The sequence below is a fragment of the Streptomyces sp. NBC_01460 genome (assembly GCF_036227405.1).
Lineage (GTDB): Bacteria > Actinomycetota > Actinomycetes > Streptomycetales > Streptomycetaceae > Streptomyces.
This window is the reverse complement of sequence record NZ_CP109473.1, coordinates 184,715-203,202: the sequence shown is the minus strand read 5'-3', so window position 1 is coordinate 203,202 and position 18,488 is coordinate 184,715. Positions and strand designations below refer to the sequence as shown.

Here is an 18,488-nt window from a genome sequence, read left to right as displayed (position 1 = left end):
TGGCGCGAAGGCCGCGGGCACGTGGTCAAGGGCCGTTGTCAGAAGCGATTGGCAAGATTGCGGCCATGAACGTCACTCCTGTCACTCCGCCACGGCCGATCGACGTTGCCGCGGTCTTTCCCCAACTGGTGCCGCTGGCCCGCACGGCGACCCGCCTCCATCCCCGGCCTGGGGCGCCGACGTGGCACGACAGCTCGATCGGCGGGCCGCTGCTGTGGCCCGCTGAGGAGCCGTGGCCGCACTGCGAGGACCCGCATGTGGTGCATGGCAGCAGCCCAGCCCGGTCCCCGGCGGATCTGCGGCTGGAACGACGGATCTTCGCCGCCTCGCACGGCCGGGACCTGACTCCGGAGGAACGGGAGACTCTTGAGCGGATCCGACCCCCTCGGACGTATCCGGTGAGGCTGACGGTCCAGGCGTACGACGGCCCCATGGCGATGCTGCCTGTCGCGCAGCTGTACGTGCGGGATGTGCCCGATCTGAGTCCGCCGGAGGGCAAGGACCTGCTGCAGGTTCTGTGGTGCCCCTTCGATCATCCGATCATGCCCAGGACCCTGCTCTTCTGGCGTTCGGCAGCCTCCGTCACAGACATTCTTGACACGCCCCCTGAGCCGCCTGCAGTGGAGTTCGACGGTTATCTACCGGAACCGTGCGTGCTCGAACCGGAGCAGATCACCGAGTACCCCGACCATCTGGACCTGAGCGAAGAACTGCGGGAGCAGCTCAAGCAGTGGACTGTGCCGCAGGCAGCAGAGGAAGACATGGACCCGGACACGTACTACGACTGTGCGCTGTCCAACGCACCCGGCTGGAAGGTCGGCGGCTGGCCCGCTTGGAACTCCACCGACCCCAGCCCGCGGCCCTGCTCCGCGTGCGGCACCGGCATGGAGGTCCTGATGACCGTCGCCACGTTCGAGGAAGGGGACGACGCCGGGAACAGTTGGTCTCCGCACCCCCACCCAGGTGCTGGACCGTACCCCGGCCACCGCGGCTACAACGCGACCGGTGTCCAGATAGGCAGCGGCTACCGGCAGCACCTGTTCGTCTGCCCGGCGGAGCCCGAGCATCCGCACATCGAGTTGATGACGTAGGCGTCCGCAGTGTGCAGCCGGGGGCGTCACGGTGAGGGCATGCCCTGACGCCGGGCGGCCGCGAGGCTCAGGGTGCCTGCCTGCGGCCTGACATCCGAGAAGGTAGCGGGCCATCCCTGACACGACTGCGACGCATCGCCCCAGGTTGAGCGCGTCCCGGTGAGCTCGCCCGTCGGTAGGAGCGGCGAGCTGAAACGGTCAGCGCATCACGCCCCCACCACCGCGATCCACACCTGCCTCTCCTCCGACTTCCGAGCCCGCTCCCTGCGACTTGTCCTGGACGCGACCGTCGAGGCCTCTCTGCGGCCAGGAAGGCACTCCTGATGCCACGCCAGATCAGCTACCGGATGGCGCCTGCGCGACCTGATGGCCGCCTGCGGCATGTTCTCCGTCGCCGAGTTCATGCCGTACCTGACCGAATGCGGCATCACACTGTCCTCCTCCCAGGTCCACCGCCTGGTCTCCGGCACTCCTGAACGGCTGTCCCTGCCGGTGCTGGCGACGCTCTGCCACCTCCTCGACCGCACGCACACCGACCTGATCGTCACCTCGGCCCAGAACCTCCCGGCCCGCTGAGCAGCCGGTCAAGAGGCGCCGATCAACCTGGCCGCCCGCCGCCGGCCCATGCGGGTCCGGCTGACGCCGCACAGGGCGACGTCGAGCGGCCACAGGGCGGCGATCTGGTTCTCCGCGAGAGCCCTGGTGCGGTCGGGCGGTGCCGGCCGCCGCTCGATGCCGATCGTGGGATCGTCTTCGATCCAGCCCTGGCGCTGCCACCAGCCGACCCTCGCGGGCGATGGACGGTTCACGGATGACGGTGTCGGCGTCCATCTCGTCCGCCCGCGCGGCGGTGCACAGGCCGCGGCCCGGGAGATCAGTCCACGAACGTCTACCGACCGTGGCCCTCGTCCGGCGGCTGCGGCGCCGCCTCCGCGGCCCTTCGGGACCACGCCTGCGCCTGACGGGAGTGCCCCTGCCGCTCCAAGAGATTCGCCAGCCGGGCCATCGCACCGAGGTGCCCGGTCCCGGCGGCCTTCTCATACCACCCCTGCGCCGCTTGCAGATCACCCTCCCGCTCTCTGGAACGCCCCAGCGCGAGCATCGCGTTGACGTCCCCCTTCAGGGCGCGCTCGGTCATCCATGCGTCGAGTTCGGCGGCCAGCTCAGCGCGGCTGAGCAATTCCGCGAGCCGACGGGCGCCCTCGTCGTCGCCGGCCCTGGCCGACTTGCGATACCAGGACTTCGCCGCCTCCCGGTCGCCCTGTTCCAGCGACAGAGCGCCCAGGGCGTTCATCGCGGCGGTGGAACCCCCGTCCGCCGCCCGCCGGGCCCACCGTGCAGACTCGTCGACGTCACCCCGGCGGTACAGCAACTCCCCAAGGGCGTAAGCCGCGTCGGCGAGACCCGCCTCGGCGGCCCGGCGGAACCAGTTCTCGGCCTCGGGCTCGGCGCCCTGCTTCTGACTCAGTTCGCCGAGGACGGCCATCGCGTGAGGGTTTCCTCCCTCTGCCGAACGCCGGTACCAGCGAACGGACTCGGTGTGCTCGCCACGCAGCCTCAGGAGATACCCGACCATCTCCATCGCGCGCACGTGCCCGCCACCGGCGGCCTCACGCAGCAGACCCTCGGCCTCGACGTGCCGCCCCCACTTATGCAGCAGCACCCCGAGCGTTGCGGTCGCATCGGGGTGCCTCATCTCGGCCGCCAGACGCAGCCATCGTTCACCGCCCGCCTGGTCGTCGTGCGTACCGACGTAGAGGCCGTACCGGAACATCGCCTCGGCGTCCCCTGCCTCGGCGGCTTCACGAAGCCGACCGGTCCCGTCGCCGACCCGCTCGTCCCTCGAACCCTCCTGCATGAGCGTCCCCCTCCGGATTCCCGGCACTCGACTGTTCGCCACCGGTTCACGGCGACAGCACGAGCATGCCGCGCCTGGATGGTTACCTGACTGCCCAACAATCACCGTTCGGTAAGCAACAGTCGAACTCGTTTCGCTCCTGCGAGGTGAAGATGGGGTCGCGAACTGTGATCGTGCTTGTGGCGCTGGTCTGTGCACTCCTCGTCAGCGGTGCGCCGATCGTGCGGGCCAAGCCCGCCTGGGCGGCGCGCAGGGTGCCGAGGCCGAGGGAGGCGTAGGTCGCCGAAGACCGTCACCTGGTCGCGATTGCGGGCCCACTCCACGAGCTCGCCGGAGTCCGTGGTGTTCGGGAAGGACGCCTCCTCACCGCGCAGGGAGGAGACCCGATGACGGGGCCGGTGCGGCCGCTGTCCCGCCAGGCCTGCTCGGTCTGGGTGAGCAGATCCAGGGACGGGACGAGGATGAGCAGGCGGTCGGCCTCGAGCTCATCCGCACACCGGGCGGCGACATAGGCCTTGCCCGACCCGGTCGCAGTGATGACCTGGGTACGCAAGCCGCGGGCAGGGATCCTCGCACCGGGCGGCAGCTCCAGGGCGCGCAGGACCGCATCCACGGCCTCACGCTGATGAGCACGCAGTCGAATCTTCGCAAGGGTGGAACGCTCCATCGGCAAGAGGTCTCATGCGCGCACAGTCCGGCGCTCGATCTCCCCAGCCACGAACAGGGCCCACCGGTCGGCCCACGCCTGGTGGGCTTCGCCGCCGGCGGGGATGTCGACCAGGTTGTCCGGGACTTCGACGACGGCGGCGTCGTACTCGGCGGGATCGAAGAGGGAGACCTCGGACGAGCCGCGAAGAGCCCTTCGCGAAGCCGTTCTTCGACCGGTCGGTGCCCGCGGGCTGTAAGAAGCGCTCGGGTAGGGCTGTCGACGAGCGCGTACTTACCAACCCTCGCCACCACAGGTCTCTGAGCCGTGCGCTCTATCCCGCACAGAGCCATCCGCGGATCGCGGCTGGGTGCAGATCTCGGAGACCCGCTGAGGTCAAGGCGTAGACAATGCCAACAACACGGTGACTTCGATGGCCAACAAGAGGGTCCCCCACAGAAGAATGTCCACAACTGGTCGGACCGGCCGTCCTGCGTCTTCACGCAGCACGGTCATGTGGACGGCAAGGGAAGCCGGCGCCGAAATGGTCCAAAGCACACCCGCGAACAGCAACCCATCCATGGCGAGCTGCCGCCACTCATGGACCCCGCCCTGCAGCAACCGGACCACGGTGAGCAGGCCGACCGCGGGCAGAAGCCCCAGCGCTGTGCTGACCGCCACCCACCACCACCTTCTCCCGTGCCCTGCGCGCCGCCCGAACCAATGCCCCAGAACCACAGCCGGCAGGACGTACACGGTGGTCAGCAGCGCGCTCGCAGCCACCAGCACGGGCGGCCCGATCACCAGTATGAAGAGGAGGAACGGGAGCACGCCGTCGGAGGCGCTGACAAGCCATTCGGCCGCCGCCACTGTCATTGCGGTAGTGACCACGCACAGCACGGCGATCGAGACCGACCAAGGTGCCGCCCCCACCCGCTCGGCCACGCGTCTGCCTAACAGTTGCACCGTCTCGCCCCCTGATCGGCCCGCGTAAGCCGCACTACGAGGCATGCGGGCCCTCGACCGCCATCGTAGGCCCCTTACTGAACACGTTCAATGAAGGGGTGGAAGCTTGTGCCCGGCATCCGGGGGAGAGCTGGCCCGCTCCCGGAGCGTCACCTGCCCGGCGCCGTCTCAACAGCGGCCGCAATGTTCCATGCCCCCATCCACGGACTCCCGGCGCACGTACCGTAGAGGCATCAACCTCCCGGTTGGGACAAGCCGATGAGCGCGCAGCCTGACCACACCCCCGTGACGCCCTACGCCGCCACCCCAGGAGCTCAGGCCGAACTGCTCGCCCAGCTGCGCGCCGACCGCCGCTCCACGCAGTGGGTGCCAGCATTTGAGCGGAAATGGGCTGCAGCCCTCGAGGAATCGCGGCGGACGTTCTCCCTGGCCGGGCTGTACGCGGCCCATCCAGGACTGGATGCGCCGCCTCGCCTCCGTCCCTGCGGTCGACGCGTACGTCGCTTCCGGCTACGACGACAGCGAGTTCATCGACGTGCCCGAGCTCCGGGAAAGGTGACGGCGCCGCCGGTGACCGGACAGCAGCTGTACTCGGTTCGCCTATCCGCCCCGGCCGCAGAGCAGATCCGGCCCTGCTCTGCTGGGACCAAGCCGACCTTGAAGGCGGAGCTGTTCCGCCTCGGTAGGAGCCTCGGGAAGGCGGAGGGTCCAGCCAGCGATCGTACGAAGCGAAGGCGATGGTGCAGCGACCCGGCTATAGCCTATTGCTTGAGGGCAACGCCACCAGCGATGCACCGCTGCGCTACGTTGAGCGACTTGATGTGCGGGCCCTCGGGACGCCAGTCGACGCATCGCACCAGGCCTGGTGCGATCAGCTTCAAGCCGTTGAACAGCCTTTCGAGTTCAGCCGTGGTGGAGAAGGTGCCGCTGCCCATCATGCTGTGCAGGAATACCTCCTCCATCCTTCGGGCAGTCGCGCTGTACTCGTCTTCCGGGTCCAGGAAATGGCTGATCGCCACGTAGGAGCCAAGGGGTAGAGCGTCGATGTAGGAGCGCATGATGTCCTGGCGAGTCCGCGCGTGTTCGCCGTTGTAGTGGTGCAGGGTGCCCATGTGCAGCAAGGCGATGGGCGCGTCCCAGTCCAGCTGAGACCGCACAGTGTCGTTCTGCAGCAACGCCTCGGGATCGAAGATGTCTTCAGAGACGATCGCGGCACCTTTGACCTGCTCAAGCAAAGCTCGGCTGTGGGCGAGCACCAGCGGGTCATTGTCCACGTAGACGACCCGTGAGTCCGGAGCGATCCTCTGCACCACGGTATGGGTGTTCTCCGCTGTCGGAAGGCCGGATCCGCAGTCCAGGAATTGTGTGATCCCTGCTTGCTCGGCCAAGTACGTGCAGGCGCGGATCAGAAAGCGACGGTTTTCTACTGCCAGATCCGCAGCCTCGGGAGCCGTCTTCAGCACACTGCGGACAACCTCGCGATCCACCTCATAGTTGTCGGAACCGTTGAGGAAGCCGTCGTACACCCTGGCGATACTTGGCTTCGTCGCATCCACATACGGGGGAGCGGGCCTACCGGACGGCGCACCAGACATAGCGTCCCTCACAAGCGGTCTCGACACAGAGGACGGGCACCGGCACCGCAGAGCACTCCAGTCTCGCCGACTGCATACAGGGCCGGTCAGTTAAAGGACCCTATGCCCTCGGAGCCCTCAACGCTGCAGTCGCCTGCACCGAGGCGGCACGCGTCACCCATGTGTGCGACCTTGCATGCTGATCAAAGGAGTTGAGCCAGGACCTGAGATAGAGCAGCGGTTTGAAGCGGTTTGGGAGGCACCTGCGTACCGCGGAAGCAGCTCGGATGTTCCGCGAGTCCCGTCAGCAAGTATGAGCAGCCGCCTCTGTGGCAGCCGGTCAACCTCATGTCGATGGGACGGCAGCAGTCACTTGGTCACCACGTGACAGCCAACTGTCCCGGCAGCACGACCTGCCGCCAGGCACCAAGCACCCGCGCCGCTGAAGCCCATCGGCTGTCCTCGGCAGCCCCACTGACACAGACACAAGCGGCGGGGCGCAGGAGGGCTTGGGTCACGCGATTCCACTCTCGGTGGAAGCTACCCCGGAACGGGAAACGATGTTCGTGTCGGGCGCCGGCCTGGTGTCGGCGAGCCGAGGCTCGCATGGTGTGGCGTACATGGTCAGGCCCTTGGGCGTCGGCGTGAGCTCCAGGCTCACGCGGATCTTGCGGCCCGGCCGCGCCGGGCGCAGCGTGCGCGAGCTGGCCAGGGTCGCCAGGGCGACGGGCAGCATGACATCGGCCGCGGCTGCGCCGGGACAGTATCGAGGACCCAGGCCGTAGGCGAGCAGCGCGGCGGGGGCCGGTGGCGGCTCGGCGTGGGGGAGCCAGCGCTGCGGGTCGAACACGTCCGGGTCGGGGTAGCGGTTCCTGTCGCGGCGCAGGGCCCCCAGGGGCAGGGTGACCACGGCTCCGGCTGGGATCCGTACACCCCCCTGGCGGGTCTGGTGGCGGGTGCGGCGGACCAGGAACGGGATGCCGTGGAGGCGGGTGACTTCTTGGATGAAGGCGGTCGCGAGCGGGAGCTGGTGTGCTTGGAGGCGGCTCGTATCGGGCGCGGCGTCGGCTTCGTCCTGGAGCGCTTGCTGGTAGTGCGGGTGGCGGCCTAGTTCGTAGCAGGTCCAGGCGAGGGTGGAGGCGCTGGTCTCCAAGCCGGCGATCAGCAGAGCGCGAACGTCGCGCTGCACCACGTGAGGGTTCCCGGGAGCGGCAGCTTCGAGCAAGGAGATCAGGTCCTTCCCGTCCGGGTCGGGCCGGTGGTGGGCTTGCATCTGGTAGACGGCCTCGTCCAGTTCGGCGAGCGCGCGGCGGCAGGCGCGGCGCCGGGGCACGGGAACCCAGGGCCAGGGTGCGAGGGCGTAGCGCCAGAAGATACCGCTGGACAGTGTGGAGCGGGCGGCCGCGATCTTGGACAGGGTGTCGGGAGCGAGCTCGCTGTTGAGGACACAGCTGACGAGGAGGCCACAGGCGAGCCGGCTCATCTCCACTTGCATGTCGAGCGGTCGGTCCGAGGGCAGGTCAGCGAGAAGCCGCCGGGTACGGGCCTGGACGCTGGGCCCGAGAGCGGTGAGCCGGGACGCGGTGAACGCGGGCCTCATCACGGCGCGCCGCTTCCGGTGGGCGGCTCCCTCGAGGCCTACCACCCCGTTCTCGGCGAAGTCGCGCAGGCTCGGGTCCGGGCCCCAGAACCGGAAGGTTTCCTCATCACTGCCTACCTTGCGCAGCAGTGCCGGGTCGTTGACCTGGAAGGCCGTCGCCGGGCCGGTTCTGGTCCGGACGACCGGGCCCGCCTCGTCGAGGAGGGCCGCGAGGTTGGCCGGGTCCAGCCAGAACCGAAGGGCGCGGGAGTGGGCGAGTGCTCCCGCGCCGGGCGGCACGGGCGGTTGCCCGGGGCAGGCTGTCCTGTCCATACTCATCAGCTTCGCCGTCCTGTCCACGTTCGTTGGCCTCCGCGGCTCCGGCCGCCGGTACGCGTGGGCAACGATCAGCTGCGGGGGGCGGTCACGGGTGGGCCGGCCCTGTCCGTCGCGGAGTTCGCTCCGGCGATGATGGCCCGCACGGTGCCAGCACCGGCTGGGCTTGGCCGGCCCCGGGCCGTCATGCCGCCGCTGGGTGTTGCGTTCGCTCGACAGGGTGGGTTTTCCGGCTCCGTCGTCGCCGATGATGCCAGCCCTTTCGCCCGGCTTGGTACTGAAGGACGCGTCGTCCGGCACGCCGTGGTCGTCGTAGCGGCGGGTGACGTTCTGCAGAGACAGCTGTGCGGTAAGCATGGAGACCCCTGTTAGTCGGCCGGGTCGATCGGCACGGTGGACGGACGCGTCCGCGCACACCGGAAGCACTCCGGCGACGGCCATCCGCGACACCGCGTTTCCCGCGCGCGGCCAATCGGACGAAGAACTCACTTGCCCAGCCATTGAAGACTCTCTGCCACAGTCGGCCCGGGGGCAACAGAATCGCGCCTCGGCCGCGGTCGATGACCTGTCAGGTCATGGACCCCGCGCGCCTCTCAATGCCACGATCATCCGCGTACGAAGCCCGACCGACCGGAAGGACCCCCGTGCCCGCCTACGCCATAGCTCACCTGCAAGAGGCCGCACCACACCCGGAGATCGTCGAGTACATCGAGCGCATACCCGCCACCTTCGAGCCGTACGGCGGCCGCTTCCTCGTGCACGCCACGCCGCACGAGGTGAAGGAGGGCGTCTGGCCCGGGCACGTCGTGCTGATCGGCTTCCCCGGGATCGCCGACGCGCGGGCTTGGTGGGACTCGCCCGCCTACCAGGAGATCGCACCGCTGCGCTCACGGCACATCGAGGGCGACATCATCCTGGTCGAAAGCGTCCCCGAGGACTACGACCCGACTGCCACCGCAGAGGCTATGCGGGAGGCGCTGCCTGCCGATTGAGCCCGTGCCCGACGGTCTTGTCCTGGACGGCGAGTTCGCCGTCCTCGACCCCCAGCAGCTCAGGCGGCCGAGATGCCCGCCCGCTTCGTTGTGTTCGACGTCCTGCAACGCAATGGCCAGGGGCCGCTGGACGCCCCGTTCGCGCGTCGCCGCGAGGTCCTGGATGCCGTGTTCGCCGACCACCAGCTCGGCCCGCCGTGGACGCTGTGCCCGCGACCACGGACCCCGCGGTCGCGGGGAGTGGCTGCGCGAGTGGACCGACGTGCCCGATGTCGAAGTCGTGGTGGTCAAGAGCCTGACGGGCCGCTACCGGCCGGGCTTGCGAGGCTGGACCAAGGTCTCGCAGGAACACCACCGAAGCCCTCATCGGCGGTATCACCAGCTTCCTGCCCTACCCCCAGGTCCTGCTCCTGGGCCGCTACGACCCCACCGGCCGCTTTCGCCTGGTGGGTAGGACCACCCCGCCAAAATCCCGCCCGCGAGCTCGCCGACCGCCTCACCGCGGCCGGCCCCGGTCACCCATGGACCGGCGTCCGCTTCACCACGTCCTGGAACAACCGCCCCCTGAGCCGGTCCTCGTCGCTCCGGTCCTCGTCGCGGAGATCAGCGCCGACGTGTCACAGGACCACGGCGTGTGGCGCCACCCGCTGCGGTACGAACGGCTCCGACTGGACGCTGCCGAAGCTGATGTTCCGCTGTTCGGCGAGCAGGGAAGCCCAGGAGCGGGAGTGCCAGGAGCGGGCGCGGGCGGAGATGTCGTGGAAGATCCAGCCGCAGCGCTCCTCGTCGACGGCCCTGCTGCACCGGGGAGGGTGCGCCACCTATCCGGACCAGGGCGGGCTGATCTCCCGCGAGAACGCGATGGTTGCCCTGGCACAGCCGGACGTCGAGTCGTGCGAGGTCTGCCGACCGCAGACCGGACTGCAAGGCTGAACCGGCAGAACCCGCGCCGCACTCACCCCGCCACGCTCTACGCCGCCACCTACGTATGGCGCCCCGCTCGCCCCGCTGCGTACGGAGACCTCGCCCCAAGCGACTCGCCGGGATCGCCCAGGACCAGGGCGTCGCGGCGTTCCTGCGTCAGGCGGGGCTACGGACGCGGAGCGCGGCCGGCCCCGCGCAGTGGATGCCCACGGACGCCGCCTACCACTGCACCTACACCGCGACCTGGGGCGCAACGAAACTCCGCTGGGATCTCGCCGTGGACGACGCCGAGCGCCAGGCCCCGCTCGGCGCGGCCGAGAACTGCTCCAGCACCACCGTCACGTACGAAACTGCGCCCTGACGACCTCGTGCACGATAGGCATCGCTTCAGGTCAGTAGCTTACTTCTTTTCAGCCCACGAGCCGTTGACCTGCAAGGATGCACCGACGGCTCCTGTCGTACGCGAGGTCGTCAGAGGGCGTTCACCAGCATGACCACCGCTACGACCAGGAAGACTGCGCCCACGGCCCGGGTCATCGCGTAGCCGGCCGAGCTGGGCTCCGTGGCGTCATAGTTTTTGACGAATGGCGCCTGCAAGGGGCGGTTCATCTTCCAGAGGAGCTGCGGCCTGATGACCTGCACCAGCCCCATCACCACAAACAGACACAAGATCACGATGGTCATCGGTAATGCGCCCCTCTCCTGAAAGCCCCCACCACCTCGGGAGGATGAACGAACTTGTGCCCGCGAATCGCTCGCGCAGGCCTGAGGCAAGGTGCGCAGGACGTGGGCTGGGCGAGGGAGGTCGGGCTGTGTGGCGTTGAGATGCAGCTGGGCAGACCCGAGTACGACGTTCTGAGTCGCGGCCGGTCACGCGGAGACGAACACCAGGAGGTATGAGCGAGGAACAGACGATGTGGCACCCGGGCGAGACCGTCCCCAGGAGCGGGATCTATGAGTCTGACTGCGAAGCGGCCCACCACTGGAGCACCGATGTGAAGGGCCACCGCTTCCCACCGGTCCCCGCGGGCTGCCCGGGCAGCGCCTGGGCCCTGAAACGGACGCACACCCGGATACCTGACCCCGCCCTGGGACTCCTCGTCCTGTCCCGGCAGCAGCCGCCAGGCCGTCGGCCGGTGGGTGGATGTCCTGCATCACGTTTGCCTGGAACAGCGGGGCGTTCAGGTTCGCCTCCTGACCCTCTGCAGGGGACTGCAGACCGTCGGCGCCCGGTGTCTGAAGGGCGTGGACGGTGATCGTGCCGCCGTCCGACGGGCCCTTGAACGTGCAGACTCACTGATCGTTTCAGAATGAGTGGAGCTGTAGGTCTTGTGCTGGACGATCCTGGTCGGCAGGGTGTCCGGGGTGCGCGCTGATCCGGTCTCGGCAGATCGGCGGGTAACCCGCTCTGCACGAGCGGCTCGGCGGGACGGTGGAGTCCCGTGCTCCAGACAGCCTGCCCTCCCTGGCATTCACCGGGGAGGGCCACGTTCGCAGTTCAGTGCGGGGCCTGCAGGGCGTCGAGGATGCGCTGGGAGGCAGCGCCGAGATGGCTCTGTTGCGCTTTGGTCAGCGGGTCGAAAACCAGACGCCGCACCTTGTCGATATGAGTGGGAGCGGCGGCCCTGACCTTGTTCCGACCCTCATCGGTGAGTGTGGCCAGGGTGTATCGGCCGTCGGCGGGGTCGGGGCGTCGACGTACCCAGCCACGTGCTTCCAGAGACGGCTGACGACATTCGGCAGCCGTGAGAGCGTAACGCCTGCATGGTGAGCGACTTCGCTCATCCGCAGCGTGCGCTCTGCGGCCATCGACAGCGTCGACAAACCACGAAGTCGAAGCGGCTTATACCCGTGTCGCGCCGCATGGTGGAGCCCAGTGCAGTCGGCGACTGTGAGAGCACATGCGCGAACGTGTACCAGCAGTCTCCTCAGTAGAGTCGAAGCAACGCGGCTCCGTGCATTCCTGTCGATCTTCTATGCATCCACCGTATGCAAGAGTGAGGTGATTCCTGAACACTTGCATAGGTAAATGCATCCTCGTGGGCGGACGCTCGCTGGTGGGCAACAGTCGCAGAGGCTGCGGAATGGGCCCCCGGGACGTTACTAACTTCCGCGGCTTCTTCTGCGACGGTCCATTCAGCCTCTCCGCCACCTCAATGGCTGGAGTGGGCACGGGATTCAGCATCGACCCCAGGTCGCGCTGAATTCCGTGCCCGCAGGGGAAGAACAACCACTCGAAGTCTCTTTCCGGGGCGCAACCGCTCTCCCGCGGTCATACGTCATTAACGGCCGCTTCTGCGTCCGTATCTCATAGCGGCATCCCGCACGATCTACCGACGGTGCACGATACGAGCAGCCTGATCGCGTACCGTCACGCACAGCGCTCCACGGGTCTCCTCGCTCTGCACGTTACGTGCACGGCCGGCGCGCTCCGCCCGAGCCGAAAGGTGGACGCTGAGTCGTGTGGCCCCGCTGCCCGAGGCCGCCCGCCTGCGTCGGGCCTTGCTGGGCTCGACCTGGCGCGGTCCCTGCTCGCCTCCGGTCAGGTGGATTCCGCCCCGGCCGGTGGTCTGGTTCAGCTCGGAAGGGAGGGGCCGCCGACCCCCTTCCGGGCGGCCGGCGGCCAGGCATCAGGCCTTGTGCTGCATTGACGAGCGGGCCGGGTTGCCCTGCTCGCCCGCCTTCGGGTCCTTCTCACCGGCCTTCGCGCGGACGCCCTGCTCGACGCGCTTGCCGAGCGTGCTGTCGACGTTCGACCAGTACTGGAACGCCCGCTGGAGGACCGGTTCGCTGACGCCGTTGAGGAGGTGGCCGACGATGTTGTCCACCAGCCGGTCCCGCGCCGCGTCGTCCAAGACCTCGCGGACCATCGTGCCCGCCTGGCCCCAGTCGTCGTCCTGGGCGTGGTCGACGTACGCCGCCCGGGTGATGTCGCCGTCCGCGTACCAGCTCGGGGGGGAGCCGTAGCGCTCCGTGTCCGCCTCCGGGCCCCCCTTGGAGTTCGGGGCGTATACCGGGTCGGAGGTCTTCCGGTATGCCATCGCCCCGTCCTTGGAGTACGTGTACACCGGGACGACGGGGGCGTTGACGGGGAGCTGCTGGTAGTTGGCGCCGATGCGGTAGCGGTGCGCGTCGGCGTAGGAGAACAGCCGTGCCAGGAGCATCCGGTCCGGGCTCGGGCCGATGCCCGGCACGAAGTTGTTCGGCTGGAAGGCCGCCTGTTCGATTTCGGCGTGGTTGTCCGTGGGGTTGCGGTCCAGCGTCATCCGGCCGACCTCGATCAGCGGGTAGTCGCCGTGCGGCCACACCTTCGTCAGGTCGAAGGGGTTGAACCGGTAGTCCTTCGCGTCCTCATACGGCATGACCTGAACCTTCAGGGTCCAGCTCGGGTACTCGCCGTCGCGGATGTGCTCGAAGAGATCACGCGTGTGGTAGTCCGTGTCGGCGGAGGCCATCTGGTCGGCCTCGTGCTGGGTGAACGTCTCGATGCCCTGGTTGGTCTTGAAGTGGTACTTCACCCAGAACCGCTGGCCCTGCGCGTTGATCCACATGTACGTGTGTGAGGTGTAGCCGTTCATGTGGCGCCAGGTGCGCGGGATGCCACGGTCGCCCATCAGCCAGGTGACCTGGTGTGCCGACTCGGGCGAGAGGGTCCAGAAGTCCCACTGCATGTCGTGGTCGCGCAGGTTGTTGTCCGCCCGGCGTTTCTGGGACCGGATGAAGTGCTGAAACTTCATCGGGTCCTTCACGAAGAACACGGGGGTGTTGTTGCCCACCATGTCGTAGTTGCCTTCGCTGGTGTAGAACTTCACCGCGAAACCGCGCGGGTCCCGCCAGGTGTCCGGGCTGCCCCGCTCCCCGGCGACGGTCGAGAACCTGATGACCAGGTCGGTCGTGGTGCCGGGCTGGAAGAGCGCGGCCTTCGTGTACGCGGACACGTCCGCAGTCACCTCGAACGTCCCGAAGGCGCCGCTGCCCTTGGCATGCGGCTGGCGTTCGGGGATGCGTTCGCGGTTGAACTGGGCCATCTGCTCGATCAGGTAGGAGTCCTGGAGCAGGATCGGTCCACCCGGGCCGACGGTGAGGGAATGCTCGTCGCTCTCTGCCGGGGCGCCGGAGTCGGAGGTGGTCGGTTTGCGCGAGGTGTCGGTCATGTCGTCGTTTCCTCTTGTTTGTTTTCTGCAGACGCGTCGGCGATGCCTCCTGCTACGGCTGCCCTACTGGACCTATACCAATGTAGGCAAAAACGGTCGAATCGACTCGCCGAGAAGTTGATGGCGCGGACCGCCCGAGGGCGTGGGCCGGGTCGGCGTGAGCGCTGTACCGCGACCAGCCGGTAGACCGGCAGGACGAGGACCGAACCGACGACGGCGGCGATCCGCGTCGACAGGCTGAAGAATCCGTCGATGGAGTCGACGCCGAAGGTGGCCTTGCCGAGCCAGCCGCCGAGCAGCCCGCCCACGATGCTGATGGCCATCGTGACGAGGCAGCCCCCGGGGCCCTTGCCGGGGTCGGCGCCTTGGCGAGGAGCCCTGCGAACAGGCCGATGAGGATCCAGGCGATGATGCCCACGAGAGTCTCCCTTTTATATTGCCGACGCCTGGGGCCCACCACGTTACCGAGATAGCGAAGGCTTTCCCGTCCTTCAACGTGCCTCAATCTGAGATTGGAAATACCTCAGTGTCTGCGCACTCGGAGAGAACTCCGGCACGTGCGGTTAGCGGGCCGGCGGGAAGGCAAGAAGCGTTCCCGCCGACCCGCTAACCACACGGTGTCGAATCAGACACGCCGGTGGCGGCCGTAGTACTCGCCAGTCGTGCGGTGGAAGTCCGAATCGCCAATATGCTTGTCTTTGTCAAACTCGGGAGAGTTCTTTATCTGGTCCTTCGTGAGGTCGAGACGGACCTTCTTGTCGTCACTGTCGATCCGGCTCACCGTGCCCGCGGGAAGCAGAACGTGCTTTCCGAAGATCCATACGCCGGTGTCGACCACCAGATACGAGGAGGTGACGTCGTCGGAGTGCTTGTCGACCTTGCCGATGCTGCCGTCCGTCGCCTCGACCTTGTATCCGATCAGGTCGGTTCCGACGGTGTGGCCGACGCTCGGCTGGTAACCCCACAGGTTGTCACTCATGAAAGCTCCCTTGTTCGTATGGAAAGACAGGACTTATTTGAGGTGACCCCAAGGAGCGCTAGAGCCTTCCGCTCTGTTCCCCGCCCGGGCAATCCTTTCCTCGGTAATCGCTGACAGCCTCGTGCCCTGCCTCGTCCTGCCTATGCCCGCGGAATCGATTGCTCAGCGGTTTGCTGAAGAGATGTACAGACGAAGACGAAGCGCCCGTCTGTGCGCGGCGCGGACCTGAACGCTGGCGGTTCGAGTGCTTCGTGGATCCTGCGCGCGGCTGCCCACATGGTGCAGTCCAGGCAGGGCGCCCCGCTGGGACGCCGAGTTCTGTCCGCACCACGGAACCGCACGGACCGATCCAGCTTGAGCAGGTGTTCCGGTCGCGGACCCACCCCACCTTGGAGGCAGTCGATGGATGAACAGTTGCTGCCCGGCACCCACTGCGGGTCCGGAGATCGATGCCTCGACGAAGAGAAGCAGATCGACATGAGGATGCGGACGAGCACAGAGCCGCGATCCTGCGACGCTCTCCAGCGGTGTCCAGTCCCAGTGCGGTCGCTCCTGCTCGGCTCGTACGGGCCACCTCCCCGGGTGCGGCGGCTCGTCGCTTCCCACGTGCCGACCTGGACCGAACCGTGTGGACGTTCCAGCATGTCGAACAACCAGAACACCCAGTCCGATCGAGCGCTCCGAGCACGGTGAAGGCGAGTACGAACTCACCCGGGCCGAGTGGGAGCAGCCTCGCTGAGACTCGCCGCGCGGGCGACGCGGCCGGACTCCTCCCGGAGGCACGCTATGCGACCTGGGAGCGGAGCCCGTTCACGGGCGGGACTACGCGGGCTCGGTGCACCGTATGCCCTGAGACCGTGATCGTGCGGGGCGGAGGCCGACGGAACGGCCTTGGCCCCGCACGGTTCAGGTCGTCAGGAGCAGCTGACGCCGTTCAGGGTGAACCCGGTGGGCGCGGAACCGGGTGCCCCCGATCCCTGGAAGCCGAACGAGGCCGAACCGCCCGGCGGAACCTCCCCGTTGTGACCGGCGTCGGTGACGGTCACGACAGCTCCGGACTGGGTGACGGTGGCATTCCAGGCGCCGGTCACCTTCTCGGAACCGCTGAAGGTCCAGTTGAGGCGCCAGCCGTCCACAGCTGTGCTGCCGGTGTTCTTGACGGTCACGTCGGCGGTGAACCCGCTGCCCCACGACGAGCCGACCTTGTAGGTCACCGAGCAGCCGGCACCGGCGGACGGAGTCGAAGTCGGCGTAGGCGTCGGGGTGGGGGGTGCGGTCGGCGTGGGAGTGGGCGTGGGAGTCGGGGAGGGGGACTCACCGGGATCGCCGTCAGGCAGCTCACCCCACTGCTGTGACGTTCCGTCCAGCAGCACCAGCCTCGGCGCGTCCACCGGGGTGGAGCCCGGTGTCGTCGGCAGGCCCGCGTACGACCAGTCGTTCGACGGGTCCCAGGCGCCCGAGGAGGCGACCCGGAACTGCACCTCCTTGCGGTAGGCCGACTGCCCTGCCGGGGCGATCACGGTGTTCGAGCAGTCCACACTGATGTAGTGGACGTCCCCCTCGTACTGCTTGGCGCCGGAGGCCGCGCCGCACTGGTTGTAGTTGGTGGTCACCGTGATGTCCGCCGGCGAGACCCCAGGCTCCAAGGTGAAGTAGTAGCGCAGCGAGGCCTTGGCCAGCGGCCTGGCCGGCCAGGCCGACTTGTTGACCAGGTACGCCTTGATCTCGGTGAAGTTCGCCCCGGACGCGTTCACCGATGCCTGGGCCAGCACCTCGGGCCCGTCCGGTGTCTCGGCCCGGGGGAACGAGGCGAGCGGGGGACCGCCGTACTCGGCGTACAGCCGGGCGAGGGCACCGGTGAAGGCGGCGTTGTAGTCGGTGGCGACCTCGTTGTTGACGTAGTTCTGCCGGTCGTCGGTGTAGGAGTCGTCCGCCGCGCCCGGCCCGCCGACGAGTGCGCCGTACAGGACGTGGCGAGTCTCGACGGGGTTGGTCATCTGGTCGGTCCACGACCCGTGCGCGGTCCGGTGGTGCGGCTTGGTGGGCGGGGTGGCGCCGAAGCCGACGACATAGCTGGCCTTGCGCGGGTTGTCCCCGAGGGCGTAGTTGATCTGGCGTACCGCGAAGTCGTGGTAGCGGGCCTTGCGGGTCGCGTCACCGGTGAGCCAGTCGCTGTAGGAGAGCGCGGCGAAGGCCGTGTTCGCCGCGTAGCGCAGCGATCCCCAGGAGTCCAGCACGGCCTGGCCGCCGGGGGAGTACGCCACCTTGGCGCCGTTCACCCCGGTCGTCCACCAGTCGAGCCAGCGGTTGGAGTCGTCGATGTACCTCTGCTTCCCGGTGAGCTTGGCGAGCATCACGTACGAGCCGTACGAGGTGTCGTCCCAGGAGAGCGTCCACCGGTATGAGCGGGTGGAGGTCTGCTGTTCTGTCGACAGGCCGTCGTAGTAGGTCTCGGCCTTGGCCAGGTAGGTGGCATCACCGGTGGCCTTGTGGAGCCAGATCGCGCCCCACACCAGCTCGTCCTGGTAGCCGCTCCAGGAGTTGTAGTACGACTTAGCGTCTGTGATGCAGTCGCTGTACTTGCCGCGGTAGGTGTCGGCGAACGAGTAGAGCTGTTTCGCGTGGGTGAGGAGCTTCGCCGCGTACGCCGGGTCGTCGTCGGCGAAGAGCATCGAGGAGGACGCCATCGCGGCGGCCGTCTGCCCGGCGAGGTCGGTGCCGGGGCAGGACGCGTCGATCTTGTACGCGGGCCGGGGCATGGACATCACTTCGGCGGGGCCCCACCACTTGTGGTCGTCGCCGCCGTTGCCGACCTGTCCGTAGAGCACGTTGGCGGAGGGGTGGGCCTTGACGAAGTAGTCGTTGACGAAGCGCAGGTTGTCCTTCAGGCGAGCCAGCTGCCCGGACGCGGCGTAGGCGTCCCTCTGCTCGATACCGCCCCAGGCCAGCACCGTGGCGCTGTAGGCCATCGGGAGGCCGAACTTCACGTGGTCGCCGGCGTCGTACCAGCCGCCGGTCAGATCGAGCCCGACGTCCTTGCCGTCGTCCATGCCGGAGTCGCCACGCCAGGAGACACGGTTGTCCTCGGGGAGTTTGCCCGAGCGCTGGGCCTCGTAGAAGAAGAGCGACTTCTGCAGGGCCTCGCCGTAGGCGAACGCCGGGGCTGCCTGGGCCGGGGTGGCGGCCAGGGGCATGAGTCCGCCGGCGAGCAGCGCGGCCACGCCGGCGAGGGTGACCCCCAGGCGGGAGCGGCCGGTGGTGCTCGGCGGAGAGTGGCGGGATATCGATCTGTGGAACGCGCGGGGAAGGGAGGGCAGTCGCAACGGATCGTCCTTCGGTGCGGCGGGCGGCGTGTGGTGCCCGTGGTCGTACCGGACCGGCGGATGACA

Annotated in this window: 16 protein-coding genes and 1 pseudogene; 5 read left to right on the top strand and 12 right to left on the bottom strand. The window is 68.0% G+C overall.

What is annotated here, in order from left to right; genetic code table 11:
• Positions 1–65 precede the first annotated feature (65 nt).
• Positions 66–1,091, top strand: coding sequence for a hypothetical protein (locus OG488_RS00995; RefSeq protein WP_329224950.1), 1,026 nt, complete (start codon positions 66–68; stop codon positions 1,089–1,091).
• 366 nt (positions 1,092–1,457) lie between these two features.
• Positions 1,458–1,667 carry a helix-turn-helix domain-containing protein gene (locus tag OG488_RS00990; protein ID WP_329224948.1) on the top strand — a complete coding sequence of 70 codons (210 nt, stop codon included), beginning with the start codon at positions 1,458–1,460 and terminating at the stop codon, positions 1,665–1,667.
• 8 nt (positions 1,668–1,675) lie between these two features.
• Here the strand turns inward: OG488_RS00990 and OG488_RS00985 are convergent, their stop codons facing one another.
• From OG488_RS00985 to OG488_RS00955, 6 genes are all read right to left on the bottom strand, one after another.
• Positions 1,676–1,900, bottom strand: a complete 225-nt coding sequence (locus OG488_RS00985; protein ID WP_329224947.1) for a hypothetical protein — start codon at positions 1,898–1,900, stop codon at positions 1,676–1,678.
• A gap of 80 nt (positions 1,901–1,980) precedes the next feature.
• On the bottom strand, positions 1,981–2,949 hold the full coding sequence (locus OG488_RS00980; protein WP_329224945.1) for a tetratricopeptide repeat protein: 969 nt from the start codon (positions 2,947–2,949) through the stop codon (positions 1,981–1,983).
• A 292-nt stretch (positions 2,950–3,241) separates the two neighbouring features.
• Positions 3,242–3,616: a DEAD/DEAH box helicase family protein gene (locus tag OG488_RS00975; RefSeq protein WP_406460368.1), complete on the bottom strand. Its 375-nt coding sequence runs from the start codon at positions 3,614–3,616 to the stop codon at positions 3,242–3,244.
• Positions 3,617–3,991: 375 nt separating this feature from the next.
• The gene (locus OG488_RS00970) at positions 3,992–4,540 is read right to left on the bottom strand and encodes a hypothetical protein (RefSeq protein ID WP_329224943.1); all 549 of its coding nucleotides are present in this window, start codon (positions 4,538–4,540) and stop codon (positions 3,992–3,994) included.
• Positions 4,541–5,322: 782 nt separating this feature from the next.
• Entirely contained in the window at positions 5,323–6,156 is an 834-nt protein-coding gene (locus OG488_RS00960) for an SAM-dependent methyltransferase (protein ID WP_329224942.1), read from the bottom strand.
• Between the two features lie 493 nt (positions 6,157–6,649).
• Complete coding sequence (locus OG488_RS00955) at positions 6,650–8,053, bottom strand: cytochrome P450 (RefSeq protein WP_329224940.1); 1,404 nt, start codon at positions 8,051–8,053, stop codon at positions 6,650–6,652.
• A gap of 641 nt (positions 8,054–8,694) precedes the next feature.
• On the opposite strand from OG488_RS00955, the gene OG488_RS00950 reads away from it, so the two are divergent.
• A complete protein-coding gene (locus tag OG488_RS00950; protein WP_329224938.1) occupies positions 8,695–9,042 on the top strand; it encodes a DUF1330 domain-containing protein in 348 nt (115 codons plus the stop codon).
• A 617-nt stretch (positions 9,043–9,659) separates the two neighbouring features.
• On the opposite strand, the gene OG488_RS00945 is transcribed toward OG488_RS00950, so the two are convergent.
• Complete coding sequence (locus OG488_RS00945; protein WP_329239323.1) at positions 9,660–9,863, bottom strand: hypothetical protein; 204 nt, start codon at positions 9,861–9,863, stop codon at positions 9,660–9,662.
• Here OG488_RS00945 and OG488_RS00940 point away from each other — a divergent pair.
• Together OG488_RS00940 and OG488_RS00935 are read left to right on the top strand one after the other, a co-directional pair.
• The gene (locus OG488_RS00940) at positions 9,796–9,975 is read left to right on the top strand and encodes a DUF6233 domain-containing protein (protein ID WP_329238331.1); all 180 of its coding nucleotides are present in this window, start codon (positions 9,796–9,798) and stop codon (positions 9,973–9,975) included. The genes OG488_RS00945 and OG488_RS00940 overlap by 68 nt on opposite strands.
• Before the next feature lie 55 nt (positions 9,976–10,030).
• Positions 10,031–10,327, top strand: coding sequence for a hypothetical protein (locus tag OG488_RS00935; protein WP_329224936.1), 297 nt, complete (start codon positions 10,031–10,033; stop codon positions 10,325–10,327).
• A 110-nt stretch (positions 10,328–10,437) separates the two neighbouring features.
• Here the strand turns inward: OG488_RS00935 and OG488_RS00930 are convergent, their stop codons facing one another.
• The 5 genes and pseudogenes from OG488_RS00930 to OG488_RS00910 form a co-directional block, all read right to left on the bottom strand.
• On the bottom strand, positions 10,438–10,650 hold the full coding sequence (locus OG488_RS00930; RefSeq protein ID WP_329224935.1) for a DUF6199 family natural product biosynthesis protein: 213 nt from the start codon (positions 10,648–10,650) through the stop codon (positions 10,438–10,440).
• Between the two features lie 1,946 nt (positions 10,651–12,596).
• Complete coding sequence (locus OG488_RS00925; protein WP_329224933.1) at positions 12,597–14,120, bottom strand: catalase; 1,524 nt, start codon at positions 14,118–14,120, stop codon at positions 12,597–12,599.
• 161 nt (positions 14,121–14,281) lie between these two features.
• A pseudogene (locus tag OG488_RS00920) lies at positions 14,282–14,538 on the bottom strand (GlsB/YeaQ/YmgE family stress response membrane protein); the annotation flags it as partial.
• Positions 14,539–14,745: 207 nt separating this feature from the next.
• Complete coding sequence (locus OG488_RS00915) at positions 14,746–15,099, bottom strand: PRC-barrel domain-containing protein (RefSeq protein ID WP_329224931.1); 354 nt, start codon at positions 15,097–15,099, stop codon at positions 14,746–14,748.
• A 914-nt stretch (positions 15,100–16,013) separates the two neighbouring features.
• Positions 16,014–18,422 (bottom strand): glycoside hydrolase family 9 protein, encoded by a 2,409-nt coding sequence (locus OG488_RS00910; protein ID WP_329224929.1) that lies wholly within the window; start codon positions 18,420–18,422, stop codon positions 16,014–16,016.
• Positions 18,423–18,488: the final 66 nt, after the last annotated feature.

What these genes read in the sequence shown, in the direction of transcription:
- OG488_RS00995 (WP_329224950.1), top strand. Translation starts at nt 66, where the DNA reads ATGAACGTCACTCCTGTCACTCCGCCACGGCCGATCGACGTTGCCGCG.
- OG488_RS00990 (WP_329224948.1), top strand. Translation starts at nt 1,458, where the DNA reads ATGGCCGCCTGCGGCATGTTCTCCGTCGCCGAGTTCATGCCGTACCTG.
- OG488_RS00980 (WP_329224945.1), bottom strand. Translation starts at nt 2,949, where the DNA reads ATGCAGGAGGGTTCGAGGGACGAGCGGGTCGGCGACGGGACCGGTCGG.
- OG488_RS00975 (WP_406460368.1), bottom strand. Translation starts at nt 3,616, where the DNA reads ATGGAGCGTTCCACCCTTGCGAAGATTCGACTGCGTGCTCATCAGCGT.
- OG488_RS00960 (WP_329224942.1), bottom strand. Translation starts at nt 6,156, where the DNA reads ATGTCTGGTGCGCCGTCCGGTAGGCCCGCTCCCCCGTATGTGGATGCG.
- OG488_RS00955 (WP_329224940.1), bottom strand. Translation starts at nt 8,053, where the DNA reads ATGAGTATGGACAGGACAGCCTGCCCCGGGCAACCGCCCGTGCCGCCC.
- OG488_RS00940 (WP_329238331.1), top strand. Translation starts at nt 9,796, where the DNA reads ATGTCGTGGAAGATCCAGCCGCAGCGCTCCTCGTCGACGGCCCTGCTG.
- OG488_RS00935 (WP_329224936.1), top strand. Translation starts at nt 10,031, where the DNA reads ATGGCGCCCCGCTCGCCCCGCTGCGTACGGAGACCTCGCCCCAAGCGA.
- OG488_RS00930 (WP_329224935.1), bottom strand. Translation starts at nt 10,650, where the DNA reads ATGACCATCGTGATCTTGTGTCTGTTTGTGGTGATGGGGCTGGTGCAG.
- OG488_RS00925 (WP_329224933.1), bottom strand. Translation starts at nt 14,120, where the DNA reads ATGACCGACACCTCGCGCAAACCGACCACCTCCGACTCCGGCGCCCCG.
- OG488_RS00915 (WP_329224931.1), bottom strand. Translation starts at nt 15,099, where the DNA reads ATGAGTGACAACCTGTGGGGTTACCAGCCGAGCGTCGGCCACACCGTC.